Source organism: Corynebacterium sp. HMSC067D03 (assembly GCF_001811185.1).
In the GTDB taxonomy this organism is placed as follows: domain Bacteria; phylum Actinomycetota; class Actinomycetes; order Mycobacteriales; family Mycobacteriaceae; genus Corynebacterium; species Corynebacterium coyleae.
This window is the reverse complement of record NZ_KV803842.1, coordinates 186195-197583: the sequence shown is the minus strand read 5'-3', so window position 1 is coordinate 197583 and position 11389 is coordinate 186195. Positions and strand designations below refer to the sequence as shown.

Annotated in this window: 10 protein-coding genes; 4 read left to right on the top strand and 6 right to left on the bottom strand. The window is 60.5% G+C overall.

Annotated elements, in window-relative coordinates:
* Positions 1–678 precede the first annotated feature (678 nt).
* Positions 679–2301 (bottom strand): SWIM zinc finger family protein, encoded by a 1623-nt coding sequence (locus tag HMPREF2785_RS10595; protein ID WP_141750692.1) that lies wholly within the window; start codon positions 2299–2301, stop codon positions 679–681.
* A 70-nt stretch (positions 2302–2371) separates the two neighbouring features.
* Between HMPREF2785_RS10595 and HMPREF2785_RS10590 the strand changes: the two genes are divergently transcribed.
* The 4 genes from HMPREF2785_RS10590 to HMPREF2785_RS10575 all read left to right on the top strand — a co-directional run bounded on the left by HMPREF2785_RS10590 (position 2372) and on the right by HMPREF2785_RS10575 (position 5735).
* The gene (locus HMPREF2785_RS10590) at positions 2372–2995 is read left to right on the top strand and encodes a hypothetical protein (RefSeq protein WP_070615382.1); all 624 of its coding nucleotides are present in this window, start codon (positions 2372–2374) and stop codon (positions 2993–2995) included.
* A 90-nt stretch (positions 2996–3085) separates the two neighbouring features.
* Positions 3086–3994 (top strand): ABC transporter substrate-binding protein, encoded by a 909-nt coding sequence (locus tag HMPREF2785_RS10585; protein ID WP_070422943.1) that lies wholly within the window; start codon positions 3086–3088, stop codon positions 3992–3994.
* Between the two features lie 2 nt (positions 3995–3996).
* The gene (locus HMPREF2785_RS10580; RefSeq protein ID WP_070422944.1) at positions 3997–4962 is read left to right on the top strand and encodes an amino acid ABC transporter permease; all 966 of its coding nucleotides are present in this window, start codon (positions 3997–3999) and stop codon (positions 4960–4962) included.
* 20 nt (positions 4963–4982) lie between these two features.
* On the top strand, positions 4983–5735 hold the full coding sequence (locus HMPREF2785_RS10575) for an amino acid ABC transporter ATP-binding protein (RefSeq protein ID WP_141739328.1): 753 nt from the start codon (positions 4983–4985) through the stop codon (positions 5733–5735).
* A gap of 50 nt (positions 5736–5785) precedes the next feature.
* On the opposite strand, the gene HMPREF2785_RS10570 is transcribed toward HMPREF2785_RS10575, so the two are convergent.
* From HMPREF2785_RS10570 to HMPREF2785_RS10550, 5 genes are read right to left on the bottom strand one after another with little or no spacing between them, the layout of a single operon-like run.
* Positions 5786–6529, bottom strand: a complete 744-nt coding sequence (locus tag HMPREF2785_RS10570; RefSeq protein ID WP_371440505.1) for a sulfite exporter TauE/SafE family protein — start codon at positions 6527–6529, stop codon at positions 5786–5788.
* A gap of 2 nt (positions 6530–6531) precedes the next feature.
* The gene (coaD, locus tag HMPREF2785_RS10565; protein ID WP_070484190.1) at positions 6532–7011 is read right to left on the bottom strand and encodes a pantetheine-phosphate adenylyltransferase; all 480 of its coding nucleotides are present in this window, start codon (positions 7009–7011) and stop codon (positions 6532–6534) included.
* Position 7012: 1 nt separating this feature from the next.
* Positions 7013–7594: a 16S rRNA (guanine(966)-N(2))-methyltransferase RsmD gene (rsmD, locus tag HMPREF2785_RS10560; protein WP_180949979.1), complete on the bottom strand. Its 582-nt coding sequence runs from the start codon at positions 7592–7594 to the stop codon at positions 7013–7015.
* 18 nt (positions 7595–7612) lie between these two features.
* Positions 7613–9715 carry an ATP-dependent DNA helicase RecG gene (locus HMPREF2785_RS10555; protein ID WP_070615379.1) on the bottom strand — a complete coding sequence of 701 codons (2103 nt, stop codon included), beginning with the start codon at positions 9713–9715 and terminating at the stop codon, positions 7613–7615.
* Positions 9716–11368 (bottom strand): DAK2 domain-containing protein, encoded by a 1653-nt coding sequence (locus HMPREF2785_RS10550; RefSeq protein ID WP_083308975.1) that lies wholly within the window; start codon positions 11366–11368, stop codon positions 9716–9718.
* Between the last annotated feature and the right edge of the window lie 21 nt (positions 11369–11389).

Sequence of the window (11389 nt, the reverse complement as noted above, 5' to 3'; positions counted from 1 at the left end):
TCTTCCCCGCATACGCGGGGGTGGTCCCGTGCCGAGCAGGTAGGCGACATTGTGGGCACGGTCTTCCCCGCATACGCGGGGGTGGTCCCGCAGCCACCGACTGGCTGCACACGTTCACGGTGTCTTCCCCGCATACGCGGGGGTGGTCCCTTCTGACCCCCAATATACGTAGTGGCAGTGCGGTCTTCCCCGCATACGCGGGGGTGGTCCCGGCATCGCACCGGAGATATCCAACACGTTTTCGTCTTCCCCGCATACGCGGGGGTGGTCCCCGCTGCTGCACGGCTGCGGTTCCGGGCATGCGGTCTTCCCCGCATGCGCGGGGGTGGTCCCAGCCAGCCGATCAGGAAGCCACCACGACAAAAGTCTTCCCCTCATGCGCGGGGGTGGTCCCTCGAAGCCACGGACAAGAAGGCACAGTCGCTGGTCTTCCCCGCATGCGCGGGGGTAGTTGAGTCGAAAGGTTACTGACGATGGCCGCCCCACTATTTTCAAGCGCCCACCATCAGCAAGCGTTACACCACACTAAGGGACGCAACCGGACTGCACCGATGCCGACGAGAAGTCCAATAGTTTCCTCGCTCCTAGGGCATGACCTCCAAAGGTTGAGTTTGAGGTACGCCATAAAACGCTCCAACATTCGCCAAAACGACTCGGGAGCGATTTGGGGGCTCGCGGCTAGCTGATCAGCCCGCTGCTGCGCCAAATCTTGAGCATCTTGGGCCGATTTTTGTATCGGATGGCTAACTCTTCCATCTTTTCCAGCACTGCCTTACGTACGACTGGATCGGCCGGGAAGCAGTCGATGATCTGCATCGCCGATGCGGCAGCCTGCTTGTACGGCCTGTCGCCAGTTGCCCGAACAATGTGCTCAGGTTCTCTGAGCATGATTTCCAGTGCACGTTCCGGGTCGTGACTGGATAGCACTGAACGGGCGAATTCAAATGCAGAGTGAACATCCACCTCGTCGCTATCTACCACCGATAGGCCCAGTTCCGGATCGTTGAATCTCATTGCCGCATGCATGAGCATGATGTCCCTGCCCGGGATACCCTCCGGGATTAGGTCGATCACGTCCTCGGTCACTCCCGGACCATGGATCACGCGGTCAAATGTCGCTGTTCCCGGGTTTTCTTTGAACTTCTCAATCCGGTAGTCCAACAACGCTTTGTCGCCCAGGTAGGCGCGCAAACGGTTTTCAAAGAAGTCGATTTCGTTCCAGTGGATCGGTGTATCCCACGTCGAAAGGACTGCTTTGACCTCATCTTTCCTGCCGCGTGACTCGTAGAACTCGATGAGGTCCTTCACGGAGCTACCTTCGAGCAGCATTGATTCGATCTCGTCGTCGTCGCCACGCAGGAATGCAACATCGAGGAAGAGCGCCTTGGCCCCGTACTTCGGTGGATTCGCCTCAAAGGCTGCGGCGATCGATTCGACCGCGTCAGCGTCGAGAAGTCCCGCATAGCCCCTCAGGTCAGGCTCAAGGAACGGTGCTTCCAGTGTCTCCTTTACCAACCACTTGGCAAGTTTTTGTTGGTCCTCAACGCCGTCAGTACATGCTCGCACGTGAAGGTCGAAGCATCGATGCAGTTCGTCGCCGAGCATCCCGGAAGAATCATCCGCACGTTGCAAAACCGCATTCAACCTCGTGATCGCGCGCTCAATTTGGGGCCGTACTGCGACGCCACGGTGCTCATCAACGTACGCCTCCACCACGTCAAGGGCATCGCTCCAGTGCCGTGCGAGTTCCATACTTTGCCAATAATCCCGAAAACCACTGCTCTTCCGCGATGCAGCGGTGATCGCCGATTTCACGTGTTCACGGACTTGTTTGTCATCGCCCGAACTCTTCAAGGCGTTAAACTCCAGCATCTCTTCGACCTCTGGAATCTGCCGCAGATGGTGAATGAGTCGCCGCAGTTCATCTGGGCTGGCAGAATCCACGTAGGTGTCCACCGCGTCTGGAGCCGACTCGTTGGAGGTAGCAGAGGAATCGGTAACCGCGGAATCGTCGAACGAGAGCTCGTTCGGGATGAGCAGCGCAAGTGCGACTGCCACCGCGTGTTTACACCATTGCGTGCCCACCGGGCAGTCGCACGTAGTGCCAACCCGATCCCCTTGCACAAACAATGTCGTTCGGTATGTCCACGTCCCTTGGACTGCGGCCTGAACTTCAGATTCAGTATCGCTAAGGATGGTGACATCTGCGGAGGAGATCTTTTTCCCTCGGTTAAATGCACCTGAACCTGCGGCGTCTTCGATGGTTTCTTCTGTCAGCCAGCCCAAAATAGTGGTAGTCATTTCGCCAGTCTAACGCCGGTAGAGAAGAGCAACATGGGCATTAGGCGATGGCTTGGTTAGACTACGGCGCATGCGCCAGACCTATATCGCCGGCTTTGTCGCCGGAGCACTCATGTTGACCACGCTGACGGTTCCTGCACATGCACAGGAAGGGGCAGCGCAAGAGGACGCTCCAGTCTCCCCGAGCAACGCACTGAAGGACACCATCGATTCGTTTGCTGCGCTGTCCGACGCGACCAGCTCGGCAAAGAAGGACGCTGAGAGCAACAAGGACAGCACAGACGGCAAGGACTCCAAGGACAAGCCGAAGGGGCTCATCGAGGCTCTTGAGCCGAACCCGGAGAAGGATCCGATGTACATCGATCCGGAGAAGAACCCGCTGAAGAAGGTGTCTAGCTCCGAGATGTTTACCGAGTGGACCGACGGTATGGAAGAAGGCGAAGGCAAGGAGGTCGTCCAAGCTTGGGCAAAGGGCTCTTCCATCCCGGATACCGCTAACCCGGTTGAGCTGTGGAAGATGGAAGCCCAGGGCTCCGCAAAGATGGGCAAAGGGCTTTTCACCGGCGATTTCGCCCTGAGCTCAGAAGGATCCAGCCAGCGTACTTCCGTGTGGATCCCGGTCGTCCTCGGCATGATGGTCATTGGCCAGATCATTGAGCTGGCTATGCGTGGTATTCGTATGGCAACACAGTAGTTTCTACTGCTCGGGCGGTGCGTTTTATCATCCCGCATTCGGCGCGTAATATACGGGACTACGCAAGTATTCATCGTATGCGGGAGACCAATGCATTACCCACCCCACGCAAAGCGGCGTCTTTTCGCCGCTGTGCTCGCCGCGGCCCTGCCGCTCGCGGGCTGCGTTACTAACACAGAGGGCGGCAACCCGGACGGCTGGGAGCCGATCGTTCCGGACGCCGTACCTGAGATTGCGGCGATGGTGCCGCCAGAAATTGCCGCAGACGGCGTGCTCAACGTCGGCGCGAACCCACCGTTCGCCCCGTTCGAGTTCAAAGACTCCACCGGGCAGGTCATCGGTGTGGAGATGGACATTGCCCGTGCACTCGCTGGTGTCATGGGGATGGACTTCGATGTTGCAGACATGGACTTCTCGATGATCCTGCCCGCTGTCTCCAGTGGCAGCCTCGACGCCGGTGCTTCAGGTTTTACCGATAACGAGGAACGCCGCCAGACCTTCGACTTCATCAATTTCCTCTACGCGGGTATTCAGTGGGCTGCCGCTCCTGGCGCCGACGTGGATCCGAATGATGCGTGCGGTTTGACGGTCTCGGTGCAGCGTACGACGGTTTCGGAGACCGACGACGTTCGTCCGAAGTCAGAAGCCTGCGAAGCAGCGGGCAAGGACCCGATTACTGTGCTTGCCTTCGACACAGCAGACAACGCAGCGCTTGCAACGCTTGTCGGGCGCGCCGATGCTTACAGCGCCGACTCCCCTGTTACCGCGTGGGCTGTGGAGCGCTCCGACGGCAAGATGGAAATGATCGGCGACATGTTTGACGCCGCGCCGTACGGCATTGCTGTGCCGAAGGGTTCTGCGCTTGCGCCGGCGATGGCTGCCGCGATGCAGCACCTCATCGATACCGGCGATTACCAGCGCATCCTTGCGCAATGGAATATCTCGACAGGTCTGCTCGACCAGGCTTTGATTAACGAACAACCAGTGGGAGAACACTAAGCATGAGCACCCCATATTCCCAGTACGTCGCCTCTCAGGGCGAACGCAAGCGTCCTGAGCGTATCGAGGCGAAACCGTTGCGCCACCCTGGACGGTGGACGCTCGCAGTGATTCTTGTGCTGCTTGTGGTCTGGTTTGTCATCGGCGCGGCCCGAAACGAGGCTTACGGCTGGGACATCTACTTCCAGTACCTGCTGGATACCCGCATCGCTATGGCGGCCCTGCACACCATTGCAATCACGGTGCTGGCGATGCTGCTCGGCGTTGTCGGCGGTGTGCTGTTGGCCGTCATGCGCATGAGCCCGAACCCGGTGTTCAAGACGGTGGCGTGGGTGTTCCTGTGGATCTTCCGTGGTACCCCGGTCTACGTCCAGTTGATGTTCTGGGGCTTGATTGGCGCGATCTACGACTCGATCAACGTCGGCTTCGCCCAGATTCCGCTTGAGCCGTTTACCTCTTCTGCGTTTACCCTGGCCGTTGTTGGCCTTGGTTTGAATGAGGCCGCCTACATGGCAGAGATTGTCCGCTCTGGTGTCTCCGCTGTGCCGGAAGGCCAGGTTGAGGCCTCCAAGGCGTTGGGTATGAGCTGGGGGCAGACGATGACCCGTACGGTGTTACCGCAAGCGATGCGCATCATCATTCCGCCGACCGGCAACGAATTCATCTCCTTGCTCAAGACATCTTCGCTCGTCGTTGCTGTGCCGTACTCGCTTGAGCTTTACGGCCGCTCGATGGATATCGCCGCCGCCCTGTTCCAGCCAGTACCGCTCCTTCTGGTGGCTGCGACCTGGTACCTGGTGATCACGTCGTTGCTCATGGTCGCCCAGCACTACCTGGAGCGCTACTTCGACCGCGGCGCCACCCGCCAGCTCACTGCTCGCCAGCTCGCCAGCCTGGCTGACGCCGAGGGCACCATTCCGAACAACGTTGAAATTGTCGAAGAACCGCAGAAGAAGGGACAGCGCTAATGACCGTCAAGGAAACTCCTATGATCCAGGCGGTAGATGTCTGGAAGTCCTTCGGCAGCCTCGACGTGCTCAAGGGCATCGACCTTGAGGTCGCCCCCGGCGAGGTGACGTGCCTGATCGGCCCGTCCGGCTCTGGTAAGTCCACGCTGCTGCGTTGTGTGAACCACTTGGAAAAGGTCAACGCGGGTCGTCTGTACGTCGACGGCGAGTTGATCGGCTACAAGGAGCGCGACGGCGCACTCTACGAGATGAGTGAGAAGGACGCCGCCAAGCAGCGTCGCGATATTGGCATGGTGTTCCAAAACTTCAACCTGTTTGGCCACCGCACGGTGCTGGACAACATCATCGAAGCCCCGGTGCACGTCAAGGGCCAGCCGGTTGCAGAGGCCACTGCGCGCGCGAAGGAGCTGCTTGCGATGGTCGGTCTTGAGTCGAAGGCTGACGCGTATCCGATCCAGCTCTCCGGTGGCCAGCAGCAGCGTGTGGCGATTGCTCGTGCGGTTGCGATGGATCCGAAGCTGATGCTTTTCGACGAGCCCACCTCCGCCCTCGACCCCGAACTCGTTGGCGAAGTGCTGCGCGTGATGCGCATGCTCGCCGATGATGGCATGACCATGCTGGTGGTTACGCACGAGTTGTCGTTTGCCCGCGAGGTCGCAGACAAGGTCGCGTTCATGGATGGTGGCCAGATCATCGAGTACGGCACACCGGAACAGGTGCTGGATAACCCGCAACACGAGCGTACGAAGTCGTTCGTCTCCACGCTGTTCTAGCAGGACACTCCCTTACACGAAACGGCCGCCCACATCCGGGCGGCCGTTTTTCATCCATACAACAAGCCTGCGAGGCCGCGGACTAGTGTGGTGGCGCCTCCGAAGAACGCAAGCCCGAGCGCGATGCGGTAGGCCTTCGCGGACGGTACGTGCGGGGCCAGCCGCTTTCCCGCGGTGATTCCGAGAAGCATGCCGCCAAAGGAGGCGACCCACAGCCAGGGGTTGATCGAGGAAATATCCGCCGCACCAGAGAGTTCCTTTGCCCCGAACGACAGTGCGCCGGCGACGAAGAACAACGGCTGCAAGGTGGCGGCATAGATGCGCTGTGGCCAACGTGCCGCGTGCGCGTAAACGGTAAATGCCGGCCCGGCAACGCCTGCGAGGGTGTTCATGAACCCGCCGACGGCGCCAGCGGCAGCTGCAGGAACCACACCTTCGATCTGGGGCACGTAGCGCTTGCCCAACGTCACCACTGACAGGGCGATGAGTAACAGGGCACCGACGATGATGAGCAGGGCGCTCGTCGATACGTGAGAGACCACCCACACCCCGGGAAGCACGCCGATGATGAGCGCGCCTGCGATCGGCCAGAACTTTGACCAGTCGATGTCGCGTCGCATCCCCCAAGTGTTGAAGACCGCATTGACCATGGCGATGACATTGATCATGAGAATGCCGACCACTGGTCCCAACAGCAACGAGAGCACAGGCCCGGTGATCAGACCCAGTCCCATGCCGGAAATGCGCTGCAGCCCAGCGCCCATCACAACTGCGAGCGCGACGGCGATCAACACGATCAATTGCTGAATTTCTCCCGAATCGCGTCGTGGACGCTCTCCGGCACGAGTCCGGAAATGTCACCGCCGTACTTCGCAACCTCTTTGGTTAGCGAGGACGAGATGTAGCCGTACTTCTCATCCGTCAGCAGGAAGTAGGTATCCACGCCGGTCAGGCGTCGGTTCATCTGTGCCATCGGCAGTTCGTACTCGTAATCGAGCGAGGAGCGCAAGCCCTTAATCAGCGCGCTGATGTCGTGCTGGGTGGTGTAATCGACCAATAGACCCGCCCAGCTATCCACGCGGACGCCCTCAAGGTGTGAGGTGGCTTCGCGGATGAGGTCGACGCGCTCGTCGATAGTAAACAGCCCCGACGTCTTCGTTGGGTTGCCAGTGACCAGCACGATCACTTCGTCGAAATGACGAAGGGCACGGGTGACAATGTCGAGGTGCCCGTTCGTGATCGGGTCGAACGAGCCAGGGCAGACTGCGATGGTCAATTTAGTTGTCCTCTGCTTCCGGGTCGGCGTAGACCGCCATATCCATACGTGCAATACCGTAGATGCGACGCTTGAGCTTCTGGCCGGTCGGGGTGAACTCCGCAGGCCATGCAGTCTCCGGGCTTTCGCGGTGGCGTTCAACGACAACCACTGCCCCATCCGCCAGCGCAGGTTTGAGGGCCTCGACCATCTCTGCGACCGCCTCGTCGGCTAGTTCGTATGGAGGGTCTGCCAGCACCATGTCGAAGTGTTTCTTCGGCGCCGATGCAACGTAGGTCGACGCCTTCATCTGGTGGATGTGCACGTTGGGGTGCTTGACCACGCCTGCGTTGTATTCGATGATTTTCGCTGCCTCAGGGTCGCTCTCCACCAGCACGACCTCTGCCGCACCACGCGACGCGGCCTCGAGCCCGAGCGCACCCGAGCCTGCAAACAGGTCGAGCACATGCTTATCGACGAACCCGAAACGCACCTGCAACGACGAAAACAGCCCCTCGCGGGCCCGGTCGGATGTAGGTCGCGTTCCTGCCGGCGGCACTTTGATCTTCCGGCCGCGGGCTTCTCCCGAAATGATGCGGTTCATTCCCATAACTTTAACCAGCTAACTCTTGTCCAAATATTCGAAGTCTTCTGCCACGAACCCGGCGGTAGCTGCCCGGGCAAACTCGGGTTGGTTTGCTACCAAGGTGGCGGCGTCGTCGTAGGCACGTTTAACGATGTCGTAGTCCTCAACCAAGTTAATCAACCGCAGCGTGCGTTTGATGCCGGACTGGCCTGTGCCAAGCACGTCACCTTCGCCGCGGTTAAGCAGGTCAAGCTCCGCGAGCGCGAACCCGTCCGCTGTAGCCGCTACCTGGGATACGCGGGTGAAGCCGGGGCTGCCTTCCTCCGCGAGCGTGTGGAACAGACACAGCGACTGGTTGCCGCCACGCCCAACTCGGCCGCGCAGCTGGTGCAACTGGGAGACACCGAAATGCTCCGACTCGCGCACGACCATCACCGTGGCATTCGGCACATCCACGCCGACCTCGATCACCGTCGTGGACACCAGCACGTCGATGCCGCCTTTGGCGAAGTCCGCCATGACGTTGTCTTTCTCGTCGCCTTTGAGGCGTCCGTGCAGGATGCCGACTGTCAGGTCCGCAAACTCCGTTGCGGCGAGATGCTCGGCAACCTCAAGTACGCCGCCTTCGCCGTCGATACGCGGACACACGATGTAGGCCTGGTGCCCGGCTGCAACTTCTTCGCGGATCTTCTCCCAAGCGCGCTCCACCCAGCGCGGTTTGAATTCCGGGACCACCGCAGACTGGATCGGTTTGCGCCCACCGGGAAGTTCGCGCAGCGTGGATACTTCCAAGTCGCCGAACACCGTGATCGCAATGGTGCGTGGGATCGGCGTTGCCGTCATCACCAGCAAATGCGGTGTGGTCTCCCCCGCTTTGGCACGCAGGGCGTCGCGTTGCTCTACGCCGAAGCGGTGTTGTTCGTCGACAACGACAAGCCCCAGGTTGAAAAAGTCCACGCCCTCTTGGAGCAGGGCGTGCGTACCGACGACAATGTCGGCCTCCCCGGAAACAATCTTCAGCAGTGCCTCTTGGCGCTGCGCGACCGTCATCGATCCTGTCAGCGCAACCACTCGGGTGGGGAGACCCGCACGCATGAGAGTGAACGTCAACGAACGCGCGTGTTGCAGCACGAGAACTTCCGTCGGAGCAAGCAATGCCGCCTGCGCGCCGTTATCGACGGCCTGGAGCATCGCCATCAACGACACCACCGTCTTTCCAGAGCCGACCTCGCCTTGGAGCAGGCGACTCATCGGCACCGTCTTGGACATATCCGCCGTGATGTCCCAGATCACTTCCTTCTGGCCGCGGGTCAACGGGAACGGCAGACCTTCCAAAAGTTTGTCCTCGTCGCCGCCCTTGACATACGGCATCGCGGGCGCCCTGTGAGCGGAGGTGTCGATGCGTCGCACCCCCATCGCCAGCGCGACCGAGAGCGCCTCGTCGTACTTCAGTCGCTCCTTTGCGCGCGCAGGGCCTTCCGCACCAGGCTCGTGGATCTGGCGCACGGCAGCATTCAACGGCAGTAGGCCGATGGGGGTGAAGCCAAGTGGCTCGTCGATACGCGGCAGCGATTTCAGCACCGCATGCACCGCACCCATAATTGTCCACGTGCTGACCTGCTTCGACGCCGGATACAGGGGAAGCCACTGGCGGCCACGCAGCATTTCTTCCAGATCGCCGAAGTGAGACAGCTGACGCATGGAACCGGTCGCCTCAGTAGGACCGTCCATGAGCACGAAGTCAGGGTGCTGCAGCTGAGGCTGATTACGGTAGAAGTCCAACTTGCCCGTCAGCATCGCGCGCCGACCCGGCTTCAGCACCCGTTGGGCATATTGGGAGCCGAAGAAGGTGGCTTGGAACTCCGTCCGCCCATCGTGGATCACCACCTTGGTAATCGGCCGCTTGGGCGTCTTTTTGGTGTAAAACGTGTTGGCGTCGACGACCTCGCCGATCACGGTAACCGTATCGCCTGCTTCGACCCCGGTCAGGTCAGCACCGGTGCCGTAGTGCAGGTAGCGTCGCGGATAGTGCCGAAGCAGCTCGCCACACGTGGAAATGTTGAGGTGTTTCTCAATCGCCCGTGCTTGCTTCGCAGGAATAACCTCAGTCAGTGGCCGATTGTCCTCAAACCCCAGCATTTACTCCACCCCGATCTCCGCACATGCTTGCAATCCGTCTGCAGGATAAACCATGACCTGGACGCCGAGCTCAGTGTTTAGCGTGCGAAGCTCCTCCTCCGACAGCTCAGCTGGGTCAAACAGCACCGTGACTTGCTCCCCGCCGTGTTCGAGCAGGCGTTTGCATGCCCGCTTCACAGCATCGAGCGGGTCTTCGGCGATAAGCAGCGTCTCCCCACGTGCAGTGACCACCACATCACCCTTGGCAACCGCGCCGCTGAGTGTCAGCGCGCCCTTCTTTGCGCGGTGAGCCACTGCCGTACGCATCTCGCCAGCCGCCTCAGACATGGAAAACGCGGCGGTAGCCAGCGGCTGGTTCGGATCGTGGACAGACAGCGCTGCAATACCGGAGACTAACCGGACTGTAGGAAGCAGTGTGATCGTCTGTTCCAGCGCCCGGGTTGCTTTCTCCACGGCAGCAAGATTCCGGTTACTGAGCAGCCCATTCGGCAGCACGATGATCTCGTTGCTGCCCGAACGCCGAATCACCGAGAGCATGTCCGAGATCACCTCGTCGCCCGGGGCAACAGTAACCACGCCTGCTTCCTTATACAGCTCTGTCAGGGAACCGGGAGGCGTCACGGCCACAATCAAGCGATCGGGATTTCGCACCACTGGGGCACCCGGGAGCACTTCAAGGCGCAGGTTTTGGACTTTGCCGAGGCGATACGCCGTCTCAATCACAGCACCTGCATCGAGCGAGTGAATGTGCACAGTGGCTTCCGAATCAGATAGCCGAGCGATGACCAGGCTATCGCCCAAGGGGCGCAGCTCGGTTTCTAACTCCGCAATATCGCCCTGAAAACCAAAGAGCACCTCGAGGGAATGCTCCCGACCCGCCGGCCCCGCATGCGCCATGTCAATGTGCCCGTCGCGGTCCGCCCTTTCAGCAGGTGCCGGGGTGCTTTCTGTGCTGCTTTCTGTGCTGCTTTCTGCGCTGCGTACGGCGCTCCCTTGGACATCACCATCAGGTGCCGTTGCAGGACTATCCTCGGCTTCTTCCAACAAGGCTTCGAGCAGAATCACCACACCAGTGCCGCCGGCATCAACCACTCCGGCCTCGCGTAGCACTGGCAGCTGCGACGGCGTGTTGGCCAAGGCCACCCTGGCCGCAGATGTCGCAGGTGCTGCGACATCGAGCAAGCTCAACGGACGCCCAATGTCCTCTACCGCTTGTTGGGCAGCCACAGACGCCGCTCGGAGCACCGTAATCACGGTGCCTTCCACCGGATCCGCAATGGCTTGGTCCACAAACTTCACGGCATGCGCCAATGCGTCCGCGACCATCTCCCCGTCCGAAGCATCGTCTTTGACAGACTGCGCGATTCCGCGCATCACCTGGGACAACACCACACCTGAGTTGCCGCGTGCTCCACGTACAGCGCCGACGGCCAGGGCTTCGGCGACATCGACGGCGCTGGCGTCGTCGCCAAGCAAAGCTGCTTGCTCGCAGGCTGAACGCATCGTGTGCGCCATGTTGGAGCCCGTATCGGAGTCCGGCACGGGAAAGACGTTGAGGCTGTTGATCTCCACTCGGCGCCGCTCCAGCTCGGCGGAGGCGCGTTGGGCCCACGCACGCAACCCTGCGGCGTCGATAAGCGGAGTGACAGACATGAAGCGAAAGCTTACAGGGAG

Bases quoted from the DNA above. Each gene is read 5' to 3' on its own strand.
- HMPREF2785_RS10590 (WP_070615382.1), top strand. From the start codon at position 2,372: ATGCGCCAGACCTATATCGCCGGCTTTGTCGCCGGAGCACTCATGTTG.
- HMPREF2785_RS10580 (WP_070422944.1), top strand. From the start codon at position 3,997: ATGAGCACCCCATATTCCCAGTACGTCGCCTCTCAGGGCGAACGCAAG.
- HMPREF2785_RS10585 (WP_070422943.1), top strand. From the start codon at position 3,086: ATGCATTACCCACCCCACGCAAAGCGGCGTCTTTTCGCCGCTGTGCTC.
- HMPREF2785_RS10550 (WP_083308975.1), bottom strand. From the start codon at position 11,368: ATGTCTGTCACTCCGCTTATCGACGCCGCAGGGTTGCGTGCGTGGGCC.
- HMPREF2785_RS10575 (WP_141739328.1), top strand. From the start codon at position 4,983: ATGATCCAGGCGGTAGATGTCTGGAAGTCCTTCGGCAGCCTCGACGTG.
- rsmD (WP_180949979.1), bottom strand. From the start codon at position 7,594: ATGAACCGCATCATTTCGGGAGAAGCCCGCGGCCGGAAGATCAAAGTG.
- HMPREF2785_RS10555 (WP_070615379.1), bottom strand. From the start codon at position 9,715: ATGCTGGGGTTTGAGGACAATCGGCCACTGACTGAGGTTATTCCTGCG.
- HMPREF2785_RS10595 (WP_141750692.1), bottom strand. From the start codon at position 2,301: ATGACTACCACTATTTTGGGCTGGCTGACAGAAGAAACCATCGAAGAC.